The 23776-nt window shown below is 71.5% G+C and carries 20 protein-coding genes; 11 read left to right on the top strand and 9 right to left on the bottom strand.

The window, feature by feature from the left end; translation table 11 throughout:
• Positions 1 to 105: 105 nt before the first annotated feature.
• Complete coding sequence (locus LV75_RS00820; protein ID WP_253884605.1) at positions 106 to 1146, bottom strand: DNA polymerase domain-containing protein; 1041 nt, start codon at positions 1144 to 1146, stop codon at positions 106 to 108.
• Positions 1147 to 1235: 89 nt separating this feature from the next.
• Here LV75_RS00820 and hisS point away from each other — a divergent pair, with 89 nt between their 5' ends.
• From hisS to LV75_RS00790, 6 genes are all read left to right on the top strand, one after another.
• A complete protein-coding gene (gene hisS, locus LV75_RS00815; RefSeq protein WP_253884994.1) occupies positions 1236 to 2489 on the top strand; it encodes a histidine--tRNA ligase in 1254 nt (417 codons plus the stop codon).
• Positions 2490 to 2524: 35 nt separating this feature from the next.
• Complete coding sequence (locus tag LV75_RS00810) at positions 2525 to 2875, top strand: hypothetical protein (protein ID WP_253884604.1); 351 nt, start codon at positions 2525 to 2527, stop codon at positions 2873 to 2875.
• A 72-nt stretch (positions 2876 to 2947) separates the two neighbouring features.
• Positions 2948 to 3376 carry a peptide-methionine (R)-S-oxide reductase MsrB gene (gene msrB, locus LV75_RS00805; RefSeq protein WP_253884993.1) on the top strand — a complete coding sequence of 143 codons (429 nt, stop codon included), beginning with the start codon at positions 2948 to 2950 and terminating at the stop codon, positions 3374 to 3376.
• Positions 3377 to 3573: 197 nt separating this feature from the next.
• Positions 3574 to 4479 carry a TIGR04222 domain-containing membrane protein gene (locus LV75_RS00800; RefSeq protein WP_253884603.1) on the top strand — a complete coding sequence of 302 codons (906 nt, stop codon included), beginning with the start codon at positions 3574 to 3576 and terminating at the stop codon, positions 4477 to 4479.
• Between the two features lie 49 nt (positions 4480 to 4528).
• On the top strand, positions 4529 to 5332 hold the full coding sequence (locus tag LV75_RS00795) for an MbnB/TglH/ChrH family RiPP precursor modification enzyme (RefSeq protein ID WP_253884602.1): 804 nt from the start codon (positions 4529 to 4531) through the stop codon (positions 5330 to 5332).
• The gene (locus LV75_RS00790; RefSeq protein WP_253884601.1) at positions 5329 to 5667 is read left to right on the top strand and encodes an SCO6045 C-terminal-like domain-containing protein; all 339 of its coding nucleotides are present in this window, start codon (positions 5329 to 5331) and stop codon (positions 5665 to 5667) included. The genes LV75_RS00795 and LV75_RS00790 overlap by 4 nt, the downstream gene beginning before the upstream one ends.
• 229 nt (positions 5668 to 5896) lie before the next feature.
• Here LV75_RS00790 and LV75_RS00785 read toward each other — a convergent pair whose 3' ends face one another.
• Entirely contained in the window at positions 5897 to 6058 is a 162-nt protein-coding gene (locus LV75_RS00785; protein ID WP_253884600.1) for a hypothetical protein, read from the bottom strand.
• A gap of 134 nt (positions 6059 to 6192) precedes the next feature.
• Entirely contained in the window at positions 6193 to 6951 is a 759-nt protein-coding gene (locus tag LV75_RS00780) for a VOC family protein (protein ID WP_253884599.1), read from the bottom strand.
• A gap of 290 nt (positions 6952 to 7241) precedes the next feature.
• Here LV75_RS00780 and LV75_RS00775 point away from each other — a divergent pair, with 290 nt between their 5' ends.
• A complete protein-coding gene (locus LV75_RS00775; RefSeq protein WP_253884598.1) occupies positions 7242 to 10421 on the top strand; it encodes a S8 family peptidase in 3180 nt (1059 codons plus the stop codon).
• Positions 10422 to 10490: 69 nt separating this feature from the next.
• Here LV75_RS00775 and LV75_RS00770 read toward each other — a convergent pair whose 3' ends face one another.
• Genes LV75_RS00770 through hemE form a run of 4 tightly spaced genes read right to left on the bottom strand, consistent with a single transcriptional unit; the run spans position 10491 to position 14933 of the window.
• Positions 10491 to 11750, bottom strand: coding sequence for a CoA transferase (locus tag LV75_RS00770; protein WP_253884597.1), 1260 nt, complete (start codon positions 11748 to 11750; stop codon positions 10491 to 10493).
• On the bottom strand, positions 11747 to 12439 hold the full coding sequence (gene hemQ / locus LV75_RS00765; protein ID WP_253884596.1) for a hydrogen peroxide-dependent heme synthase: 693 nt from the start codon (positions 12437 to 12439) through the stop codon (positions 11747 to 11749). The genes LV75_RS00770 and hemQ overlap by 4 nt, the downstream gene beginning before the upstream one ends.
• A 19-nt stretch (positions 12440 to 12458) precedes the next feature.
• A complete protein-coding gene (gene hemG, locus LV75_RS00760; protein ID WP_253884595.1) occupies positions 12459 to 13862 on the bottom strand; it encodes a protoporphyrinogen oxidase in 1404 nt (467 codons plus the stop codon).
• A gap of 3 nt (positions 13863 to 13865) precedes the next feature.
• Complete coding sequence (gene hemE, locus LV75_RS00755; RefSeq protein WP_253884594.1) at positions 13866 to 14933, bottom strand: uroporphyrinogen decarboxylase; 1068 nt, start codon at positions 14931 to 14933, stop codon at positions 13866 to 13868.
• Between the two features lie 139 nt (positions 14934 to 15072).
• Between hemE and LV75_RS00750 the strand changes: the two genes are divergently transcribed.
• From LV75_RS00750 to LV75_RS00735, 4 genes are all read left to right on the top strand, one after another.
• Positions 15073 to 15633: a DUF3000 domain-containing protein gene (locus LV75_RS00750; protein WP_253884593.1), complete on the top strand. Its 561-nt coding sequence runs from the start codon at positions 15073 to 15075 to the stop codon at positions 15631 to 15633.
• 132 nt (positions 15634 to 15765) lie between these two features.
• Positions 15766 to 17490 carry a cytochrome c biogenesis protein DipZ gene (locus LV75_RS00745; protein ID WP_253884592.1) on the top strand — a complete coding sequence of 575 codons (1725 nt, stop codon included), beginning with the start codon at positions 15766 to 15768 and terminating at the stop codon, positions 17488 to 17490.
• 124 nt (positions 17491 to 17614) lie between these two features.
• On the top strand, positions 17615 to 18277 hold the full coding sequence (locus LV75_RS00740; protein WP_253884591.1) for a fasciclin domain-containing protein: 663 nt from the start codon (positions 17615 to 17617) through the stop codon (positions 18275 to 18277).
• A gap of 124 nt (positions 18278 to 18401) precedes the next feature.
• Complete coding sequence (locus tag LV75_RS00735) at positions 18402 to 18761, top strand: hypothetical protein (protein WP_253884590.1); 360 nt, start codon at positions 18402 to 18404, stop codon at positions 18759 to 18761.
• 984 nt (positions 18762 to 19745) lie between these two features.
• Here LV75_RS00735 and LV75_RS00730 read toward each other — a convergent pair.
• Together LV75_RS00730 and LV75_RS00725 are read right to left on the bottom strand one after the other, a co-directional pair.
• Positions 19746 to 22199, bottom strand: a complete 2454-nt coding sequence (locus LV75_RS00730; RefSeq protein ID WP_372504123.1) for a M14 family zinc carboxypeptidase — start codon at positions 22197 to 22199, stop codon at positions 19746 to 19748.
• 241 nt (positions 22200 to 22440) lie between these two features.
• Positions 22441 to 23592 (bottom strand): dipeptidase, encoded by a 1152-nt coding sequence (locus tag LV75_RS00725; RefSeq protein ID WP_253884589.1) that lies wholly within the window; start codon positions 23590 to 23592, stop codon positions 22441 to 22443.
• Positions 23593 to 23776: the final 184 nt, after the last annotated feature.

Genomic DNA, 23776 nt, shown 5'->3' with positions numbered 1-23776 from the left:
CTCGGTGCGGCCACGGGGATTCCCGCGTACTGTGGTTGCCCCGCCCGCGCCGCCCGCCATCACCGAGTGGACGGCCACAAAGGAATCCGGCCAGCGAGCGACCGCTCAGTCGCGCGCTTTCGACGGCTGCACGCGCTTGGGCTCGCCCGCCATCTTGGGGTACTCCGGCGGGTACGGCAGGTCGCCGAGGCCGTGGTCACGCTCGTCGCGCTCGACCATCTCCAGCAGCGGTTCCAGCGAGTACGCCCGCTCGGCCACCCCGGCGTGCAGATCGCCGACCTCGGCGAAGCGCGCGGGCACCGTCAGCACGCTGAAGTCCTCCGGGTGCACCGAACCCAGCTCGTCCCAGGTCACCGGCGTGGACACCAGCGCGCGGGCGGTCGGGCGGATCGAGTAGGCCGAGGCGATGGTCCGGTCGCGGGCCATCTGGTTGTAGTCGACGAAGATCCGGCTGCCCCGCTCCTCCTTCCACCAGTTCACCGTGACCCGCTCGGGCAGCCGCCGCTCCATCGCTCTGGCCAGCGCGATCAGCGCCCGCCGGGCCTCGACGAAGGTCCACCGGGGTTCCACCGGGATGTAGAGGTGCACGCCGCGGCCGCCGGAGGTCTTGGGGAAGGCGTCGAGCCCCAGCGACCGCAGCAGGTCCCTGGTCTCGAACGCCACCGCGACCGCGTCGCCGAAGTCGGTGCCCGGCTGCGGGTCGAGGTCGACGCGCAACTGGTCGGGGTGGTCGACGTCGCCGCGCGAGACCGGCCACGGGTGGAAGGTCAACGTCCCGAGGTTGGCCGCCCACGCGACCACGGCGAGCTCGGTCGGGCACACCTCGTCGGCGGGCCTGCCGCTGGGGAAGGTGATCCGCGCGGTCTCGACGTAGTCGGGGGCTCCCTTGGGGATGCGCTTCTGGTAGAAGGCGTCGCCGCCGTGGTCGCCGCGGGTGGACAGGTGGGCGCCCTCGAACACCCCGCCCGGCCAGCGCTCCAGCGTGGTCGGCCGCTCACGCAGCGCGCCCAGGATGCCCGGCCCGACGGCCAGGAAGTACTCGACCACCTGCCGCTTGACGATCCCCAGCTCGGCGAAGTACGGCTTGTCCGGATTGGACACCCGCACCACCCGGCCACCGACCTCGATCTCCTCCGCTGGCGCCATGGCCGCCAGCCTACGGGCGGCGGTAAAACCGCGCGCGTGTCTCGGTAACGTGGTCACACCACAACAGCTAAGGACCGCTACCGGTGAAGATGGACAACAGCCCCGCCCGGGGCACCCGTGACCTGCTGCCCGCGACCGTCGCCGTGCGCGATCACGTGCTGGCGAAGATCACCGAGGTCTACCACCGGTACGGCTACCAGCGCATCGAGACGCCCGCCCTGGAGAACATCGAGCGGCTCACCGGTGGTCAGGGCGGGGAGAACGAGAAGCTGATCTACCGGGTGTTGCGCCGGGGTCTTGACGAGGTCGTCGCCACCGAGACGTCGCTGTCCGACCTGGTCGACCTGGGGCTGCGCTACGACCTGACCGTTCCTCTTACCCGCTTCTACGGCGCGAACCAGGCGACCCTGCCGCAGCCGTTCCGGTCTTTCCAGTTCGGCCCCGTCTGGCGTGCTGAGCGCCCGCAGAAGGGCCGCTACCGGCAGTTCTACCAGTGCGACATCGACATGCTCGGCGAAGAGAGCGTGCTGGCCGAGGTGGAGCTGATCGAGGCGACCACGGAGGCACTGGCCGCCGCGGGTCTTAGCGGTGCGACCGTGCGCGTGTCGGACCGGCGGTTCCTCTCCGCTCTCGCGGCCTCGGCGGGTCTACCGGAAGAGGCGTGGACCGGGCTGTTCATCACCCTCGACAAGCTCGACAAGATCGGCTGGGACGGCGTGCGCGCCGAGCTGCCGAGCCGGGGGCTCGACGACGCGGCGATCGACCGCTTGCAGGAGAGCATCACCGGCTTGCAGGGCGGCGATCCAGCAACGTTGGGCAAGCGTTTGGCTGACGCCGTCCCGGGTCTTCCCGAAGAGGTCCTCGGCGACCTCACCGAGACCGCGACAGCGCTATCAGCCCTCGGCAGCCTTCAGTGGGAGTTCGACCCGACTCTGGTGCGGGGCATGGGTTACTACACCGGCCAGATCTTCGAGATCACGCACCCGGCCAGCTCCAGCTCCATCGCGGGCGGCGGGCGCTACGACAAGCTCATCGGCCGGTCCCTGGGCCGTGACGTGCCCGCGTGCGGGTTCTCCATCGGCTTCGAGCGGATCGTGGACCTGATCGAGGGCGCCGACACCCGGGCCGCGGTCGCGGTGCTCTACGAGGCCGACGTGCCGCTGAGCGTGGTCACCGGCACCGCGCGCGAGCTGCGCCGCGACGGGCGCACGGTGTCGCCGGTGCGCAGGCGCGGCAAGTTCGGCGCGCAGCTGGGCAAGCTGCAGGACTGGGGCTTCACCTCGATCGTGCACCTCAAGGACGCCGACGGCCCCGGCGAGGAGCGTCCGCTCAGCGAGAGGTAAGCCAGGTCACTGGACCTCCGGGTTACCGTTGAGCCATGGGCGTCACTGGAGCGTTCGGGGACCGCGGCGAGTCCGGCGGCGAGGAGCCGGGGGGCGCGTGCGGGCGCTCGCGCGAGGACCGGTTCACCGACGACCTGATCGGGCTGGACCCCGCCGACCCGGAGGCGCGGGCCTTCGCCGAGCACCTGGACCGGGTCGAGCAGGTCCGCCCCAGCTACACCGTCGAGGGCTACCTGGGCGGGGTGCGCGACTTCGCCGAGTCGGCGAACCGGCTCGGTGGCCACTACCGGCTGACCGCGGGCATACTCGCGACGCTCATCTTGTTGGGAGTGGTGGTCGCCGCGTGGGACGCGCTGGTGTTCATCGTGAGCGTGCTCTTCGGCTAGTCCGGCGCCGGGCGACCCGGGTCGAGGCCTGTCGAAGACCGAGTCGAGAACTGAGGAGTGCGGCACGTGGCGATGGAACCGGTGGTCGGCGCGACCCCGCGCGTGGTCAAGTCCGAGCAGGAGTGGCGCGCGCAGCTCGACGCCAAGGAGTTCGCGGTCCTGCGCCAAGCGGGCACCGAACCGGCGTGGACCGGTGAGTACACCGACACCAAGACCACCGGCGTCTACCGGTGCCGGGCCTGCGGGGCCGAGCTGTTCCGCAGCGACACCAAGTTCGAGTCGCACTGCGGGTGGCCGTCGTTCTTCTCGCCGCTGGCCGGGGAGAGCGTGGTGCTGCGCGAGGACCGCGCGCACGGCATGGTCCGCACCGAGGTGCTGTGCGCGAGCTGCCACAGCCACCTGGGCCACGTCTTCGAGGGCGAGGGCTACCCGACGCCGACCGACCAGCGCTACTGCATCAACTCGGTGTCGCTGACGCTGGTGCCGGATCAGGCGTCTTAGCGGCGAAACACCTTAAGGCGAGGTCAAGAAGCCTAAATCCCGCCCTCGGTACCCCTAAATCTTGCTCAAGCACGCTTGTGCCGCCGGTCACACCGCGCGGAGCATGGTCGCCAGCCGGGACGAGAAACCGGTGGCACAGGAGGGAATCCGCCCGCGGGAGCGGTCACGGGCGGTTCCCCCCGGGGGTAGGGGGAGCGATGGATCAACCATGGGGTGTCACAGGACCTGACTTCCTGCGGGTGTACCTGGTCGGCGTGCTGTTCGCGGTACTTCTCGCGTCGGCGGCGCGGATCATGGCGCGGACCGGGCGGGCGGTCGAGGTAGCCGAGCTCGAGCTGGGCGAACTCGCCTACCTCGTGGGCGGCCCCCGGCGGGCGGTGGAGCTGTCCATCGCCCGGCTGGTCGACCGGGGCGTGCTGCGGGTCAGCCGCGAGGGCCAGCTGCAGGCGGTCGAGGGGGTCCGGCCGGGGGGCGACGCGGTGGACCGGGCGGTGGCCGCGGCGGTCGGCAGGCGCCGAGCGCGCTCGGTCGCGCTCGTGGTCGACGAGGTCGTGTCGAGCAAAGCGGTGGCGGAAGTCGCCGCGGCGATGGTCCGCCAGGGGGTGCTGGTAGCGCGGCGGCGCCGGTGGGCGCGGCTCTCGGCGCTGCCGATGGCGGTGCTCGCCGCGGTGGGCGTCCTGCGCTGGCTGCTGGAGCTGCGGACCAACGACGACACCGGCTGGCTCACCGTGTCGGTGATCGGCGTGATCGGGCTGACCGCGCTGATCGGGACCCGGCCGATCCCGGTGCGGACGTACGCGGGCGACAAGGCGCTGCTGGAGTTCCAGCGGTCGACGGCGTCCGACACCGCCTCGACGACCGCGCGGCAGGGCCTGGCGGGTCACCCGGACTTCCCGGACGTCACGGCCGAGGTGCCGCCGCCGCGCTCGCGGACCCGGCGGCGGGTGCGCTCGGGACTGCACGCGACCTCGAGCGGCTCGGGCTACGCGGCGGGGTGCGGGGGTGGTGACTTCGGTGGCAGCAGCTGCGGGGGTGGCAGCAGTTGTGGCGGGGGCAGCAGTTGCGGTGGCGGCGGGGGCTGCGGGGGTGGTGGCGGGAGCTGAGCGCCCCGGGGGTGGGGAGAACTGGGGGACGAAGGGGGAGGATGACGGCATGGGTGAGCACCTGGGAGTGGGCATCGGGTGGCGGTTGGAGATCGATCTGACCGTCGAGCGGATGCAGGGGGTCGATTTCGTCGAGGTGGTGGCGGAGAACGTGCACCGCGACCACCTGCCGGAGTCGCTGCGCGTGTTGCGCGAACGGGGGCTCCCGGTGCTCCCCCATGCCGTCTCCTTGTCGCTGGGCGGCGCCGAGCCGCTGGACACCGCCCGGGTCGAGCACCTCGGCGCGGTGGGCGAGCTGCTCGACGCGCCGCTGGTGAGCGACCACGTGTGCTTCGTGCGGGCCGGGGGGCTCGACTCGGGGCACCTGATGCCGGTGCCGCGCACCCGCGCGGCGCTGGACGTGCTGGTGGCCAACGTGAACCAGGCCAGGTCGATCCTGGGCAGGCCGCTGGCGCTGGAGAACATCGCGGCGCTGCTGCGCTGGCCGGACGCGGAGCTGACCGAGGCCCAGTTCCTCACCGAGCTCGTCGAGCGCACCGACTGCCTGCTGCTGCTGGACGTGGCGAACATGTGGGCCAACGCGCTCAACCTCGGCGAGGACCCGGTCGACCTGCTCGACGGCCTCCCGCTGGAACGCCTCGCCTACGTCCACGTCGCGGGTGGCGTGGAGATCGACGGGGTCTACCACGACACGCACGCGCACGCGGTGCCCCAGGGGGTGCTGGACCTGCTGGCGCAGCTGTGCGAACGGGTGCGGCCGCCGGGGGTGCTGCTGGAGCGCGACGACCGGTACCCGTCGGACGCGGTGCTGGCCGACGAGCTGGCGGCGATCCGCGCGGTGGTGGCCGGGTGAGCCGCGAGGACCTGGCGGCGGCGCAGGGGGAACTGCTGCGCGCCCTGCTCGCGGGCGGCTCAGCGCCCAGCGGGTTCGACCCAGACGCACTCCGCGTCGAGGCGACGTCATTGTTGGCGAAGCGCCGTCGAATTGTCAGCCAGCTTGACCCGGACACGGCCGAGAATCTCGGCGAGCGATTCACTGAACTGTTCGCCGAATACGCCATCGTGAATCCACGACAGGCAGGCTCGCGATTCCGCGACGATGCGGCGGCGTTCGCCGAATGGGCGGTCGAACACGGCCACATGACGCCGCCGCGCCCAGAACGCCGGTGGTGGCGCCGCAAGGGCTAGCGCCCAGGCCGGGTGGCGGGTGCCGCCAAGGAACAGCAGATGTACAGCAACAAGCACACAGAGGCAGCGGTACCGCGACGACCACACAGGTGGGTTGGGTGGCCTGGTGGCGTCTCCAAGGGTGGACAGGTGACGCCACCAGGCCGGGCGTTGCCGCTTCGGATCGCGTGTGAGCCCCTGCCGAACCACGAGGCGATCGACGAAGCGGCCTGCCCTGGTCGGGTGCGGGTCAGCCGCGCGGGGGCTGGAAGATGCAGACCAGTCGGGCGGCGGGGCCGCGGTCGGGGGCGGGCGGCGGTGTCGACCACAGCGCCGCGATGGACCAGACGACCTGTCTTCGGGGTCGCTCGCGCCCGGGAACCGGTGCGCGGCACCCGATCCACTTGCTCATCGGTACCTCCCTCGCCACTGGGCCGACGGTGGTGGCGCTCGGGTGGCACCCGGTCCCACCGCCCGCCCCCGGCGAGTCCGGTCGACGACGGCCGCCACTGGGGGGACGGCCACCGCCTGCCGGGCAAGCCCTGGTCAGGACCGGGGTGAGGTGATCACCACGAAGCGCGCGCCCTGGTCGTCGGTCACCACCGCCTGCCTGCCGTATGGGGTGTCGGTCAGCTCTTGCTCCACCGTGCCGCCGAGTTCGATGACCTTGGCCACCGCCACGTCGACGTCGCTCACCTCGAAGTACACCGTCCAGTGCGCCGGGGTTCCCGCGTCGGCGGCACCGATGCCCGCGACTGGCTCGTCCTGCTCGCCCAGGTGCACCGTGGCGTAGCGCGGTTCGGCCGAGACCTCGCGGTGGGTGTGGCCCGCCACCGCGCCGTAGAACGCTTCCGCCGCCGCGGGATCCGTGCTCAGGTGGTCGCTCCAGGTGATGGAGCCGGGCTCGCCCGCGAGGTTGGTGCCGGTGTGCAGGTTCGACTGCCACAGGCCGAAGAACGCCCCGGTCGGGTCAACGGCGGCGGTCATCGAGCCGCGGTCGGTGATCGCCATCGGCGCCACGACGACCTGGCCACCGGCGGCGACGACCTTGGCGGCGTCGGCCTCGATGTCCTCAGTGGACAGGTAGACGGTCCAGGCGCTGACCTGGCCGTCCTGCAGCGGGCCGAGGCCAGCCACCGGGTGCTCGCCGACGTAGCAGTTGGCGTAGCCGCCGAACTCCGCCGGGCCGCGCTCCACCCGCCAGCCGAACAGGGCGGAGTAGAACGCGCTCGCGCGCTCGATGTCGGTGCCGAGATCGACCCAGCAGGGCGTGCCCGCGGGCCATGCGGTCGTACGGGTGACCATGGGATACCTCCGGGGGTGGTTGACGTCCGCGCCGTCGCGGACGCCCGCCACGCTAGCCCCGGACCCCGACAGGTTCGCGGTACCGCGAATCGGCGCCTTTACCGGCGATTTCGCCAACGGATCGCTCCGGGCACCGTGAATCAATCAGTCAGTTGGCGGATTGCGGCGCGACAGCGGCCTGGATAGCTTCATCGGCACTGGGGCTAGACATTCGACATTCATTTCTCCTGTGCCGGTGTTCCGGCCCTTCAGTGCGTCCCCTCATTCCCATCACGGACCGGGGTACTTTCATGCGAAATAGAATCTCGGCGGCCTTGACCGCCACCGCGCTCGTCGGCGGGCTCGCCGTCGCGCTCAGCCCACCGGCCGCGGCCTCGCCCGCGGCGACCGCGGGCGAACCGACCACGACCGTCACCCTGATCACCGGCGACCGCGTCGGCCTCACCAAGGCCGACGCGACGGGCACCCGCAGGCCGGTCCTGCTGCCCGACACCCGCCGCAAGGGCGGTGGTTTCCGCAGCTTCACCGTCGGCGAGCACGTCTACGTGATCCCGCTCGAGGCGCTGCCGCTGGTGGCCTCCGGGCAGCTCGACCGGCAGCTGTTCGACGTCGCGGGCCTGGTCGACGCGGGCTACGACGACCGGCGCGCCGACCTGCCGCTGATCCAGACCGGCCCGAGCACCCGGGCGGCAGGCGTGCGGACCGTGCGCGAACTGCCGCTCAGCGGTGCCCGCGCGCTGGCCGCGGACAAGTCCGCGCTCGCCGACTCGTGGCGGGCGCTGACCGGGGCGGGCGGCAAGGTGTGGCTCGACCGCAGGGTCGCGCCGTCGCTGGACCGCAGCGCCGCGCAGATCGGCGCGCCGCAGGCGTGGCAGGCGGGGCTGACCGGCGCGGGCGTGACGGTCGCCGTCGTCGACACCGGCGTCGACCAGACCCACCCGGACCTGGCCTCGCGCGAGATCGCCCAGCACAACTTCACCGACGAGCCGACCGACGCCGACGTCGTCGGGCACGGCACGCACGTCGCCTCCACCATCGCGGGCACCGGCGCGAAGTACCGCGGCATCGCCAGCGGGGCCAAGATCCTCGACGCCAAGGCGCTCGGCCTGGCGGGCGGGCAGCTGTCCTGGGTCATCGCCGCGGTGGAGTGGTCGGTGGCCAACGGCGCCGACATCGTGAACATGAGCCTCGGCGCGGGCGACACCCCCGAGATCGACCCGCTCGAAGAGGCGGTCAACCGGCTCAGCGCGGAGAAGGGCACGCTGTTCGTGGTGTCCGCGGGCAACTCGGGCCGGGCGAAGACCGTCGGCTCGCCTGGCAGCGCGGACGCGGCGCTGACCGTGGGGTCGGTGGAGCGCGACGACTCGCTGTCGTTCTTCTCCAGCCGTGGACCCCGCGTCGGCGACGGCGCGGTCAAGCCGGACGTCACCGCGCCCGGTTCCGGGATCGCGGCGGCCAAGTCGGCCGACGGTTTCCTCGGTGACCCGGTCGAGCCCGGTTACGTCGCGATGTCGGGCACCTCGATGGCGAGCCCGCACGTGGCCGGTGCCGCGGCGCTGATCGCGCAGAAGCACCCCGACTGGAGCGGCGCGCAGTTGAAGGCGGCGCTGACCGCTTCGGCGAAGCCCAGCGCGGGCGCCTCCGGGTTCGACCAGGGCGCGGGCCGGGTCGACGTGGCCAGGGCGGTGGCGCAGGCGGTGACCACAGCACCCACGACGGTCAGCTTCGGCACGCAACTGTGGCCGCACAACGACGACAAACCCGTCAGCAAGGAGCTGACCTACCAGAACGCCGCGAGTGCGCCGGTGACCCTGGACCTGGCGGTCGACGCGGTCGGACCGGACGGCAAGCCCGTCCCGGGCGGTCTGCTCGCGGTCAGCCCGGCCAAGGTGACCGTGCCCGCCGGTGGCAGCGCGAAGGTCACGGTCACCACCGACACCCGGCTGGGCACCCTTGACGGGTACTTCAGCGGTTCCGTGGTGGCGACCGGTGGCGGGCAGGTCAGCCGCACCCCGGTTGGCGTCGACCGCGAGGTCGAGAGCTACGACGTGACCCTCAAGTACCTGGGTCCGGACGGCAAGCCCAACGCGAACTGGTACACCGCCGCGCTCGGCGTGGACAGCGAGGGCTTCGAGTTCGTGCTCCCCGGCGCGGACGGCACCGCCAAGGTCCGCCTGCCCAAGGGGCGCCACATCCTCGACAGCGTGTACACCAGCGGCCCGGAGACCCGGCACCTGGCGTACCCCGGGTTCGAGGCGACCGGCGCGACCGAGGTCGTGGTCGACGCGCGCAAGACCAAACCGGTCCGGGTGAGCGCGCCGAACACCGGCCCGTCCCTGCTCGGCCTCACCGGCTACGAGGCCCGCTTCGGTGACCGCCGGACCGGCGCCGTGCTCGGCCTGGACTCCCTCGACGGGCTCTGGACCGGGCAGATCGGCCCCGACCTGCCCGCCGACGTGTTCACCTGGACGGCGAACGCGTTCTTCTGGGACGGACCGGGCACCGATTTCCACGCCCTGGCCTGGTTCCAGGACAAGTCCGTGCCCACCGGCTTCACCAGGGTCCTCACCCGCAAGGACCTGGCGACGCTGCGCACGACGGTCGGCGCGGGCAGGCCGGGCAGCGAGGTGGGCCGCACGCTCGGCGCCTCCTCGCTCACCGGCCGCGCGGGCCTGGTCCTGGTCGGCCGCGCGGCCGACCAGGAGATCACCGACCACGTCTCCGCCGAGAACGTCCAGTGGGAAGGCGGCGTCACCGTCGGCGCGCAGGAGCTCGACTCCTACTACCTCGCCGAACCGCTGCGCCCGCGAGCGGGCCAGACCTACCGGCTGCGGGCGAACTACGGGATCTTCGGCCCGGCCCTGCCCCGCTCGACGGCCCCCTGGGCCGTCCGGGAGGGCGGCAACCTGCTGGTCAACGTCGGCCTGTGGAGCGACGGTCCTGGCAACGCGGGCTACTCGCTCACCAGCGCGGGCAAGACCACGTTGTACCGCAACGGGAAGAAGGTCGGTGAGACCGCGGGCGCGGGCAGCGGGCAGTTCACGGTTCCCGCCGCGGCCGCCGACTACCGCCTCGACACCGAGGGCACCCGCGACGCCAGCTTCCTGGTGAGCACCAAGGTCTCGGCGACGTGGACGTTCCGCTCGGACTCGCGCCAGACCACTCTGCCGTTGTCGGCGGTGCGGTTCGACGCGAAGCTCCGACCGGACAACTCGGCGTCCCCGGGCCGGTTCAGCATCCCGGTATCCCTGCAACTGGAGGACGGCAGGCACATCCGCCCCCGCGACCTCGACGTCGAGGTCTCCTACGACGAGGGCAAGACCTGGCGCCACGCTCAGGTCCGCGACGGGTCGGTCCAGCTCGACCACCCCCGATCCGCCGCATCGGTCTCCTTGCGCGCCAAGGCCGACGACGGCCGCGGCGGCACGGTGAAGCAGACCATCATCCGCGCCTACCTGATCAAGAAGTAGCCCAACGCGCAGCGGCGGTCCGCCTCAGCGGTGGACCGCCGCCGCACCCTGTCACTGCCGGTCGACGAGCTACCACCAAGTCGCGGGATCGGAGCCCGGGACATGCGGCCCGTGATCCCAGCGCGGCGGAGCACCGGGGAGATCACCCGGCACCCGCACATGTCGGACCCGACCCAGTTGACTATCCACTTCAGACAGATACGCGTCAACCGGCGCCTGATCCTCCACCGAGTCAACTCGGCCAAGCGAATCCAGCCAGAGCGCAGTGCGGGCAAGCGAAACACGAACGTGCCACGTGCCGCCCACGGCAGCCCGTCGACGCAGTGCGGTGATCACGCCGAGGGCGGCAAGCCAGCCGGTGCCGTGATCCAACGCTTGGGCGGGTAGGGGAACTGGCGCGTCCGAGTCCCGGTAGGCGATCCCCGTGGCCAATTGCAGCAGACTGTCGAACCCTCGCCGACCCCGCCAAGGACCAACCTCACCATAGGCGGACAACGTCACCAGAACAGTCCCTTGTGGAGCATCGGAAGGCCCGAACCCCTTGGACGCCAAAGAATCCGGTCGATAGGACTGGACCATGACGTCAGCGTCAGCCCACAGGTCGCGCAGCCGGGCCGAGTCCTCGGACTCGCGTAGGTCCAGCCGCGCGCTCCGCTTGCCGAAACCTGTGTCCACTAGCACCGGCCGCATGACCGGCAGGTGTTGCGCGCCGATGTGCAGGACGTCGGCGCCGTGGGCGGCCAGGGTTCGACCGCAGACCGGGCCCGCGATCACGTGGGTCAAGTCGAGGACGCGCACCCCAGCGAGTGGCCGGTCTGCCCTGGGCAGTGTCCTGCGCGGACCGTCACCAACCCGTTCCACCGTGACCACCGGCAGGGCGGCGACCGCGCGCCCCTGCGGGTGATCCGCCCACGCGGCGGGCGATCGGAGCGCGGCGGCGGCACCACCGGCGGCCAGCACCGACTCGACCACGTCGTCCGCGTCGCGGGCAGCGACGGCCGCCGCGACGTCATCGCCCAGGACAGTGCGCACGGCGGCTTCGTGGTGCGGGTAGTTGCAGTGCAACCGGACCCAACCGTCCCGCGCCCGGTAGTCGCCGGACAGCGGCGCCCACAGGTCCCCCACCGGGGCGCCGTCGAGCAACAGGTGGCGCTCGCTGCGGAACGACTCGGCTGCGTGCCGGACATCGACCGACACCGGGCCCGGCTCAGTGCCCCGCGACCGCGACAACTCCCCCGCCGCTTCGGTCACCAGGCCAACGCAGCGGGCGGCGAGGTGGGCGACCCGGTACGGCCCCGCGACCACCCGCTCGTCGCCCACCAGCCTCACGGCAGGTTCGCCACCAACTCGGCGGGCGCCACCCGGGTGCCGGTGTAGAACGGGATCTCCTCGCGGACGTGCAGGCGGGCCTCTGTGCCGCGCAGGTGCCGCATCAGGTCGACGATGCGGTGCAGTTCGTCGGCCTCGAAAGCGAGGATCCACTCGTAGTCGCCGAGGGCGAACGAGGCGACGGTGTTGGCGCGCACGTCCGGGTAGTCGCGGGCTTCCTTGCCGTGGTCGGCCAGCATCTTGCGGCGCTCGTCGTCGGGCAGCAGGTACCACTCGTAGGACCGGACGAACGGGTACACGCAGATGAAGCGGCGCGGCTCCTCGCCGGCGAGGAACGCCGGGATGTGGCTGCGGTTGAACTCCGCAGGCCGGTGCAGCGCGACCTGGCTCCACACCGGGGTGGACGCACGACCCAGCGCGGTGCGCCGGAAACCGGTGTAAGCGGCCTGCACCTGCTCGATCTCCTCGGCGTGCCACCAGATCATGTAGTCCGCGTCGGCGCGCAACCCGGCGACGTCGTACACACCGCGGACCACGACCCCCTTGCCCGCCAAGGCATCGAGGTACTCGGTGGTCTCGGCGGCGGGGGCGCTGCGGTCGTCGGGCAGCCTGCCCGGCTCGATCCGGAAGACCGACCACATGGTGTAGCGGATGGTGTCGTTGAGCTCGGCGAAGTTCAGGCGGGCCATGCCCACCATGGTCGCACCCTCACCCCGGCCGGTGCGCCGCCAGGTGGTCAGCGACACGCCGGGCGGCCGCGTCCCCGGTCGCCACGCACGCGGGCAGGCCGACGCCGTGCAGGGTCGCGCCCGCCACGGCGAGCCCCGGTTCGGCGGCGACGGCGCGCTCGATCTCGGCGACCAGCGCCGCGTGCCCGGTCGCGTACTGCGGGAGACCGCCGCCCCAGCGGGTCACCACCGCGTCGACCGGCGGCGCGGTGACCCCGGTGAGCTCGACTAGGTCGGCGCGCACCAGGCGGACCAGCTCGTCGTCGTCGGCCTTGAGCGCGCCCGGGTCGCCGAAGCGGCCGACCGAGCCGCGCACGATCACCGTGTCCCCGCCGAGGTGGGCCCACTTGGACGCGGAGAAGGTGAACGCCTTCACCGCGTACGGGCTGCCGTCGAGGCGCCGCTCCCCCGCACCCAGCAGCACCCCGGAGGTGCCCGGCAGCTCAGCGCCCTCCGGGAGCGCCAGCGCGACCACGGCCATGGAGGCGACCTCGACCCGCCCGTAAGCGGCGGACGCGGCGGGCACGACCCCGTCGAGGAGCTTGCGCGCGGAGGCGGCCGGGACGGCCAGCACGACGGCGTCCACGTCGAGGACCGGGTCGGGCGGCTGGTGGGCGGGGGCGTTGGCACCGAGGGCGAGCCGCCAGCCGGTCGCGGTCCTGGCCAGCTCGCGGACGGGGACGCCGAGGCGGACCGTGGCGGACTCGGCGAGGCGCTCGACCAGGCTGCCGAGGCCCGCGCGCAGGGTGCCGAAGACGGGCTGGCCGGTCGGGGTCGGCAGGGAGCGGGCGGCGGCCTCGGTGAGGGACGTGGCGCCCGCGTCGAGGGCGGCGGCGATGGCGGGCAGGGTCGCGCGCAGGCCGAGGCCGTCGACGCTGCCCGCGTAGACGCCGCCGAGGAGCGGGTCGACCAGGCGTTCGGGCAGCTCGTCGCCGAAGCGGGCGCGCAGCAGGGGGCCGAGGGCGGTGTCGCCGTCGAGGGTGAGCGGCGGCAGCCCGGGTTCGGCGGCGACCCCGGCCAGGCCCTCGGGGGTGAGCAGGTCGGCGACGGCCCCCGCGCTCGCGGGCACGCCCATGACGTGGCCGCCGGGGATGTGCCGGGTGACCCCGCCCGCGCGGATCGTGGAGCGGGCCCGGGTCGGGTGCGTGACGTCGTCAGCGAGGCCGAGCTCGGCCAGCAGGGCGCTGACCTCGGGGCGGCGGGCGAGGTAGGCCTCGGCGCCGACGTCGAAGCGGCGACCGGCGAGCTCGGTGGTGCGGATCTTGCCGCCGAGCCGGTCGGCCTGCTCGACGACGGTGATCTCGGCGGTCGGGCCGAGCAGCGCGCGCAGCCGGTGCGCCGCGGCCAGCCCGGAGATCCCGCCCCCGACGACCGCGACCCGCACCGCTCAGCGCCCGGTCGGCAGGCTGTGCGCGTACGCGACGGTGCGGGTGATCACATCCGGGTCGGTCTGCGGCAGCACGCCGTGGCCCAGGTTGAACACGTGGCCCGCGGCCGCCCTGCCCTCGGCGACGATCCGGCTGACCTCGGCGCGGACCACCTCGTCCCCGGCGAACAGCACGGCCGGGTCCAGGTTGCCCTGCACGGCGGCACCGGGGACGGCGCGCGCGGCGACGTCGAGCGGGGTGCGCCAGTCGACGCCGACCACGTCGGCGCCCGCCTCGCGCATCGCGCCGAGCAGGTGCGCGGTCCCGACGCCGAAGTGGATCCTCGGCAGCCCCGCGTCGGCCAGTCCGCTGAGGACCTTGCGCGAGTGCGGCAGGACGAACTCGCGGTAGTCGCGCAGCGACAGCGCGCCCGCCCAGGAGTCGAAGAGTTGCACCGCGTCCACGCCTGCGTCGATCTGCGCGCGCAGGAAGGTCAGCGCGGTGTCGGCGAGGTGGTCGAGCAGCGCGTGCCAGGTGTCCGGCTCGCCGTGCATCAGCGCCTTGGTCCGCTCGTGGTTGCGGCTCGGGCCGCCTTCGACCAGGTAGGACGCCAGGGTGAACGGCGCGCCCGCGAAGCCGATCAGCGGGGTGTCGCCCAGTTCGCGGGTGAGCAGCCGGACCGCCTCGGCGACCGGCTCGACCTGGTCCTGGTGCAGCCCGGGCAGCGCGCGCACGGCGGCGGCGTCGCGCACCGGGGCGGCCACGACCGGGCCGGTGCCCGCGACGATGTCCAGGTCGACCCCGGCGGCGACCAGCGGCACCACGATGTCGCTGAACAGGATGGCGGCGTCGACGCCGTGGCGGCGGACCGGCTGCAGGGTCACCTCGGTGACCATGGCCGGGTCGAAGCAGGCGGCGAGCATGGCGGTACCGGCGCGCAGCGCCCGGTACTCCGGCAGCGAGCGGCCCGCCTGGCGCATGAACCACACCGGCACCCGCTCCGGCACGCCACCGCGCGCGGCGACCAGGAACGGTGCGGACGGCAGGCTCCGGCGGCGCACGGCGGCCGGGGTGATCAGTTCAGTCATCGCTCCCCCATGCTCCCACGCCGCCCGGTGTCCCCGTTCGCGTGGGCGCAAGCTCACACTGTCGGTGGCCCGAACCCGTGGCGCACCCTCGGCGCGCCCTACCCCCTCACCGACTCGGGTGGTCCTACAGTTACCAGTCGTGACTGGAACGTCGACCGCGCCTGAACTCTTCACCCAGGCCGTCCAGGCGCTGAAGTCGCTGCGCCCCCGGCCAGAGCTGCAGCTGGCCGAGGTCCGCCCGCCGCAACGGCTGGCCCCGTGGGCGTTCGCCCTCACCGCCGAGGCGCTGGGCCCGGCCGAGGTCCAGGCCACCGGCAGGCTCATCCTGCTGCACGACCCGAACGGCCAGGAGGCCTGGGACGGGGTGCTGCGCGTGGTCGCCTACGTCCGGGCCGAACTCGACGCCGAACTGGCCGACGACCCGCTGCTGCCCAGCGTGGGCTGGTCGTGGCTGACCGACGCGCTGGAGGCGTCCGGGGCGGCGTTCACCGCGCTCGGCGGGACGGTCACCGACACCTCCTCGGCGCGCTTCGGCGACATCGCGGGCCCGGAGCGGACCGACGACCTGGAACTGCGCGCGTCGTGGACGCCGACCGGGGAGCTCAAGCCGCACGGCGAGGCGTTCCTCGACCTCATGGCGAGTGTTGTGGGGTTGCCGCCGGTGGGTGTGGCGCTGTTCGAACAGCGCAAGGGCGAATAAGGACGTCCGTACTGCTTGGCGCTATCGGGTTGTCCTCCGCTTGTCCTGCGCGCGCAACCAAGCGGTGCGGTAGCCGGTGCCGAACCCCTCGTGATGCCCCGCGTTCGCGGGTCGCGCGAAGGTGGTGGGTCAGTGTTGACGCTCGCGCTCATCGGACTCGTCGGTGGTCTGGTCACGGGGATCTCGCCGTGCATCCTGCCGGTGCTCCCGGTCCTCTTCTTCTCCGGGACGCAATCCGCCCGGCTCGACGCCGGGGGTGGTGTCGCCGTCGCGGAGCGGACGGTGTCGCGGGCCCGGCCGTACTTGGTGATCGCCGGTCTCGTCGTCAGCTTCACGCTCGTCACGTTGCTGGGGTCACTGCTGCTGTCGGTCTTGGGACTGCCGCAGGACGTGTTGCGCTGGGCGGGTTTGGTCGTCCTCGCGCTGATCGGCATCGGGTTGATCGTGCCGCGCTTCGAGCACCTGCTGGAGCGGCCGTTCAGCTGGATCCCGCAACGGAACCCGGATGCGTCAAAGGGTGGTTTCGCACTGGGTTTGGCGCTGGGCGCGGTCTACGTCCCTTGCGCGGGGCCGGTTCTGGCGGCGATCACGGTCGCGGGGTCCACCGGGCAGATCGGGCTCGACACGGTCGTGCTCACCACGACGTTCGCCTTGGGCGCGGCCACTCCACTGCTGGTGTTCGCGTTGGCCGGGCGGCGGGTCGCTGAACGGGTGCAAGCGTTCCGCAAGCGGCAGCGGGGAATCCGGATCACCGCGGGCGTCGTGATGCTCGCGCTGGCCGTCGGGTTGGTGTTCAACCTGCCGCAACTGCTCCAGCGGGCGATCCCGGACTACACGGCTCCGTTGCAGGACAAGGTGAACAACTCGGCACCGGTTCGCGAGGCGCTCGACCTGGCCAATCTGGCCAACGACCAGAACCGCGAACTGTCCAAGTGCACCGTCGGCGCGCCCGAGTTGCTCAGCTGCGGCACGGCGCCCGACATCCGCGGCATCCAGCAGTGGCTCAACACGCCCGGCGGTGCCGCTGTCGACCTCGGCCAGGTGCGCGGCAAGGTGGTGCTGCTGGACTTCTGGGCGTACTCCTGCATCAACTGCCAGCGGTCGATCCCGCACGTCACCGCCTGGGACAACGCCTACCGGGCCGCGGGTCTGCAGGTGATCGGCGTGCATTCCCCCGAATACGCCTTCGAGAAGGAACCGGGCAACGTCGCCGACGCCATCGCGGAGTTCGGCATCCGCTACCCCGTCGCGCTCGACAACTCGTTGTCCACGTGGACGAACTACCGCAACCGGTATTGGCCCGCGCACTACTTGATCGACGCGCAGGGAACTGTGCGGCACATCAAGTTCGGCGAAGGCGACTACGACACGACCGAGCGGATGATCCGAGATCTGTTGCGCGCGGCCAATCCCTCCGTCACGTTGCCCGCGCCGACAGACACCATAGACACCACACCCAAGGTCGACGACATCACCCCCGAAACCTTCCTCGGTTCCACCAAGCAGGTGAACTTCGCGGGAAGCGACTACAACGCGGGTATGCGCACCTTCGCGTTCCCGTCCGGTCAAGCGGAAAACTCCTTCGCGTTGGACGGGAACTGGACGCTGGACACGCAGAACATCACCCCGTCCGGGGCGGAAGGTCGGATCCGACTGAACTACCGGGCGAAAGAAGTCCGTTTGGTGCTCTCCGGAAGCGGAGTCGTCACCCTCGACACACCCGCGGGCCCGCGCACCGTGACCGTGTCCGGAACACCGAAGTCGTACCAGGTCACGGCCACTGACGACACCCGGTCGGGGACCGTCACGGCGACCGCGAGCGCCGGGGTGCAGCTGTACTCCTTCACCTTCGGCTGAAACTCGTTGGAAGAACGACCAAACCGGTCCAGCCGCGGCGGCGAATGACCGGTGAGACCGAAGCCAGTCCCGGCCGGAACCTATGTCCTCACTGGACTCTCCCAAGTACTGGAGTGGAAGCGCAATGCAGAACAAGATTCGCACGGCTGTTGTCATCACCGGGATCAGCGCGCTCGCGCTCCTCGCGTCGGCCTGCGGTAGCAGCGACAACAACGCCGGTTCCACCGCGACGACCACCACCGCCGCCATGGCCCCCGCGACGACCACCACCAAGGCCGCCATGGCCGACGCCGCCGCCGGTCTCGTCGGCCCCGGCTGCGCCGACTACGCGAAGGCCGTGCCCAGCGGCGCGGGTTCGGTCTCCGGCATGGCCGCTGACCCGGTCGCCGTCGCCGCGGGCAACAACCCCCTGCTGACCACCCTGGTCGCCGCCGTGTCCGGCAAGCTCAACCCCAAGGTCAACCTCGTCGACACCCTCAACGGCAGCGAGTTCACCGTCTTCGCCCCGGTCGACGACGCCTTCAAGAAGATCGACGCGGCCACCATCGACAAGCTCAAGACCGATGACGCGCTGCTCACCAAGATCCTGACCTACCACGTGGTCGCGGGCCAGAAGTCCCCCGACGCCATCGCGGGCACCCAGACCACCGTGGAGAAGGGCACCGTCGAGGTCACCGGCTCCGGCAACAGCCTGAAGGTCAACAACGCCAACGTCATCTGCGGCGGCGTCAAGACCGCCAACGCCACCGTGTACCTCATCGACTCGGTCCTCATGCCCACCAGCTGAGCGGTTCCCGCCCCCGGCCCCTTGGACCGGCTCCCGGGGACCCGGTAACTGCTCCAAGCCGCGCCTGCTGCGTTTCTCCGCACAGCAGGCGCGGCTTGCTGCGTCCAAGTGGGACACTCCGCCCATGGACATCCCCGCGACGGGCAACGGCCCCAAGCCCAACCAACGGGTCTGGGCCCGCCCGTCGGAGATCCCTACCGGAAGCTCTGTCGCACGACAGCTGGACGTGATGCGCAAGCTGGTGCGCGGCGAGGTCGGCGGCCCCCAGTTCGCTCGGGAGTGGTTGGCGGGCAGACAGGCCGCGTTGGCAAAGGGGGAACGCGTTCGCGAGCCGTTCGAACGGGCGCTGCTTGACGTGTTTTACGCGCTGGACGAAAGCTACGCGATAGATCCCCTAACGCGTGAAGCCTCCGACATGACGGAGGAACAACTGGTCAAACTCGTGGGCGACGCATTGGAACGCCTCGATCGCCTGAACACCTAGCGGACTTCACGGTTGTCTGAGCCCGCTGGAGCCTGGACCGAGGCAGCCGTCTCTCGATCCCCTGCGGTTTCCTGCCTCCACGCTGCTGGTTCCTGCCTCCACGCGCGCCGTAGGCCCCCGCCCGCTCTGCCCCAGAGCACCCCAACCTTCACCCGGTTCAGCGACAAAAGTTATCCACATGTGGATCTCCAGCGGCCCTTTTCAAGATCCACTGTCGGTGGGGCCTAGTAGACTGGCCCAGGGACGCCCCCCGGAGAGGGTGGGGGCCGGGCTCAACTCGGTACGCGCGCGCAAGCCTTGTGGCGGCGGGGTTGCCTCGAGGTGTTGGGCCTACCGGGCGGCGGCGGGGTTGTCTTGGGGCGTTGGGCCCGCCGGGCGGCGGCGGGGCTACCTCGAAGTGTTGGGCCCACCGGGCGGCGGCGGGGCTACCTTGAGGCGGTTGGCCTGCCTCGCAGTGGTTGGTTTGTCTCGCAGTGGTTGGGATCCACCTTGCGGTAGTTGGCCCGCCGCGCGGTAGTTGGCCTTGCGATGGTTGGCTGCATCCCGCAGTGGCTGGACGGTCGCGCAGTGGTCGACTCCACCCACACCAGTCGGCCCGTCCCGTAGTTGTTCGCCGTCTCGCGGTGGCCGGCTCGTCGTGCAGCAGTTGGCCCGTCGCGCAGTGGGCGACTCCACCCACAGCAGTTGACCCGTTGCGTAGTGGTTGGCCGTCGCGCAGCAGTCGGCCTGGCGCGCACGGATTGGCCGTCGCGCAGTGGGCGCACCGCCTTGCGACGATCGACTCAACTCCACAGCAACCAGCCCGTCGCGCCGTGATCCGGCTCCACCACGCAGCGGCTGGCCCGTTGCGCGGTGACCGGGCTCGTGCGATCAGCACCACCCCGCAGACCCGCCCAGCACCGCCCAGCGCCACAGGCCAAGAGCCCCAGAAAACACAACGGGCCGCCCCCAATGAAGGGAGCAGCCCGTGTGCCTAGAAGAAACTCAGCGCTTGCGTTCCTTGTTGGACCGCGCCGAGCGCTGGCAGACATCGCCCACGTCGACGGTCTGGCCGCGGTCCACGTACACGTCCGACAGGCCGACCAGGCGGCCGCGCTTGTCGCTGCACGTGAGCTGGTAGGGCTCCTTCGGGCCGTACGTGGTCGGGAGCGGCGAGGCGAACTCGACCTTCAGGTCGCCCCAGTCGTCGGTGGTGGGGCCCGCCTGGGAGAAGTTCACGATCGCGGCGGTGTAGTCGCCAGCGGGCGGGTCGAACAGGACTGCCCGCTCGGAGTTGGTGCCGCCGCTCGCCGACGAGGTCACCACGTTGCCCGCGGCGTCGAAGATGTACAGGTCCCAGTCGGTGGCCGGGTTGGCCCACGCGATGGAGACCTGCAGCTTGCCGTTGTCCACCTTCGGCAGGCCGTCCACGTGGAACGAGACGCGCTCGGCGGTCGTGTCCTCGGGGAAGTTGGTGTTGATGGCGGGGACACCTGCCGGGTTGGGCAGGGTGATGTTGGCCTGGGCCGGGCCCTTGGGGTCGCGACCGTAGCGACCCGCGACGTAGGGGCGGGTCGAGGGGTTGACGGCCCAGCTGAAGCGGCCGCCGGTGCTGGTGAGGTTGGACGTCAGCGTGTCCGCGACGTACAGCGGCGGGCCGACGGTGCCGTCCGGGTTGACGACCGGGGAGGTCGGCGTCTGGAAGGCCTTGCGCAGCTGCAGCTGGTAGCCCTTGGGCGCCGAGCCGATCAGCGTGGAGTGCGCGGCCGGGGTGGCGGCGTTGGTCAGCATGTCGATGAACGCCTGCCGGTTGCCGCCCTTGCCCGCGCCCGCGGCGGGCGCGGTGCCGGTGTACTCGGCGACCACACCGGACTCGAAGGTCGGGTGGAACTCGCTGGTGCCGATCTCGAAGGTGAAACCGAAACCACCGGTGGCGAAGTACGACCAGTCCTCAGTGGACCCCGTGGTGTCGTAGAGCATCCACGACGGCTGGCTGGTGTACCCGTTGCGGGAGGCCATCTTGTCGCCGAGCGCCTTGTACACCGGCTCGTCCAGCGGCGGGCGGACGTCGGCGACGCCCGGGACGCGCAGGACCAGGTTCGAGTAGGTGTGCAGGGTGATCAGGTTGGTCACCTGGCGGGTGGAGACCAGCGACCGGATGTTGCGGGTCTCCGGCTCCGAGAACGGCGCCGAGCCGCGGTAGGTGTCGCTGCTCCACGCGGTGGACGCGCCAGCGCCGCCCCAGAAACCCGCGTAGTTGCGGTTGGGGTCGGTGCCGCGCTGGCGGCCGGCCGGGTTCGCCTTGCACACCCCGGTGCGGTAGGCCTCCGGCGAGTCGTTCACGTTGCAGTTCTTGCGCTTCATCTCGTAGTCGAACCGGCTGAAGTCGCCCTTGGGCTCGGCCTCGCGGGAGATGGAGAAGCCGTCCACGTTGACGATCGGGATGACGATGTTGCGGGTCTTGCCCACCAGCGACCGCAGCTCACCACCCGCCTTGTAGCCCTTGACCAGCTCGTGCGCCCACTCCATGGCGTGCTCGCCTGCGGGCCACTCGCGCGCGTGGTGCACGCCCATCAGCACGTTGACGGCCTTGCCGTCGGCCGCGTTGTCGACGTCGGTGCCGATCTCCAGCGCGCCGACCTCGCGGCCCTCCCAGGTGGTGTTGGGGAGGGTGAACGCCTTGACCAGACCGGGGTTGCGCCGGGCGAGGTCCTTGATCTCGTAGTCGTACTCGTAGAGGTGCCGGTAGGAGGTCCGGCCCGACGGCAGTGCCGAGGCCTTGCCCTTGCCCGCGTAGTCCTTGTCGCGCTTGGTGTTCTCGACCGAGCGGGCGGACAGGTCCGCCTGCACCACGGTGGAGCGCAGGCCGCTGTCGGCGAGGGTCTTGCGGTCGGCGTCGTTGGCGAGCACGACCTCGACGCCGGTGGCGTCGGCCTTCTCGGTGACGTCGAGGTCCAGGGCCAGCAGGCGGTCCTTCTGCTGGCGGGTCGGGGTCTCGACCCGGACGATCTCGGCGCGCGCGGTGGCGGTGGAGCCGCCCTGGTTGTTGATGGCGAGGAAGTCCACGCCCAGCTTGACGGTGCGCGACGAGCCCGCGTAGCGGCAGGCCTGCACGACTAAGCGCTGGTCCTTGGCGACGAAGCTCTCGGCGAGCTCCGCGCTGCGCAGCGCGGCGGAGGCGGCCACGACGGCGCCGGTCGCCTTGTCGAACACCGCCAGGTCCCAGTCACCGGTGCCCGAGCCGGTCGGGCTCAGCCTGGCCTGCACCAGACCGGTGACCGCCGAGGTCACCTCGCGGTGCGCGGTCCCCCTGGTGCCCGCGGGCAGCACCCGCTCGAAGCAGGAGCGGGCCACGTCGGAGTCGGCCCGCAGGATGTTGTCCGCCGCGGCAGCCGTGGGCGCCGTGGCCGTGGTGAGGCCGAACACCACGGCCCCGCTCAGCCCGACCGCGGCGAGCACCCGCGCCGCTGGACCGCGTCTGGATGTTGAGCTCAAGCTCGTCTCCTCCCGAAGCGCGCCCACGCACGCGCGGGGGCGACGTGCGTGACGCTAGCCAGGGATGGATACGTCGAAATGCGTTACCGGTTGCCAGTTGGGAGACAGCGCAACCCCGTTGCGCCGATGGGGCCACGACGGGAATTGGCCGATTCCAGCGCGCTGTCCGATTACCGGACGCTCAAGGCAAATTACCTTTTGCCAGTTATCCGACGGTCCGCGCCACCTCTTCGGCGCAACGCAGGACCCGTAGGACGTTACGCCCTGCAACCTTCGCGCAGTCGTCCTCGCTCCAGCCGCGGTCGAGCAGGGCGCCGAGGAGCCTCGGGTACCCGCCGACGTCGGTGAGCCCGGTCGGCATCTCCGGGCAGCCGTCGTAGTCGCCGCCGATGCCGATGTGCTCGATGCCGACGACCTCGCGCGCGTGCTCCAAGTGCGCCACGACGTCCTCGAGGGTCGCCTGCGGCTGCTCGTGGCGCCCCTCCCAGGTCTCGTGGAAGCGCTCGCGGACGGCGAGGTCGGAGTGCTTCAACCCCTGCGCGGCCATCGCCTCGGCCATCCGGTCGTCCCAGGCGGCGATGGCCGGTGAGACGAACCGGGGCACGAAGGTCACCATGACCACGCCGCCGTTGCCCGGGATCCGTTCGAGCACGTCATCGGGCACGTTGCGCGGGTGCTCGGCCACCGCGCGGCACGAGGAGTGGCTGAAGATGACCGGCGCGGTGGTGACCGCCAGGGCGTCGCGCATGGTCGTGTCCGCCACGTGCGAGAGGTCCACGAGCATGCCGAGCCGGTTCATCTCGGCGACCACCTCGCGGCCGAAATCGGACAACCCGCCCACCCCGGGCTCGTCGGTCGCGGAGTCCGCCCACGGTGTGTTGTCGTTGTGCGTGAGCGTCATGTAGCGGACGCCGAGGCGGTGCAGGGCGCCGAGGGCACCGAGCGAGCTCGCGATGCTGTGGCCGCCCTCCGCGCCGATCAGCGAGGCGATCCTGCCCGAGGCGAAGGCGGCTTCGACCTGGTCAGCGGTGGTGGCCAGGGCCAGGTCGGCCGGGTAGGCGGCGATCAGCCGGTGTACCAGTTCGACCTGTTCGACGGTTACCGTGACCGCCTCGTGCTCGGCGAGCGAGCAGGGCACCCACACCGACCAGAACTGGGCGCCGACCCCGCCCGCGCGCAGCCGGGGGAGGTCGGTGTGCAGGCCGGGCAGGGTGTTGGCGAGGTCGCTGAGGGCGGCGGTGACGGCGGGAACGCTCCCATGGCGGTCACGCAGAGCCCACGGGAGATCGTTGTGGCCGTCGACGAGCGGGGTCCTCGAGAGCAGCGCTCGGGCCCGGTCAACTGAGGGGTTGTGCACTACCCGTGACTCCATTTCATCGCGTAGCGGGGCCTGCCCGTTACGTCACCGTTCGGGGACTCACCCAATCGTGTGACATCAGCGCCCCTCAGTCACAACCCGATCGGATACTTACCCGATTGATCGTCCCGCTAACCCGCTTGGGCGGCTAGGCTGCCTTCGTCGACACCACTTTCGGTCCAAC

The organism is Actinokineospora diospyrosa (assembly GCF_024171925.1).
Lineage (GTDB): Bacteria > Actinomycetota > Actinomycetes > Mycobacteriales > Pseudonocardiaceae > Actinokineospora > Actinokineospora diospyrosa.
Note: the sequence above shows the minus strand (reverse complement) of the source record. Positions and strands in the feature narration are given on the sequence as shown.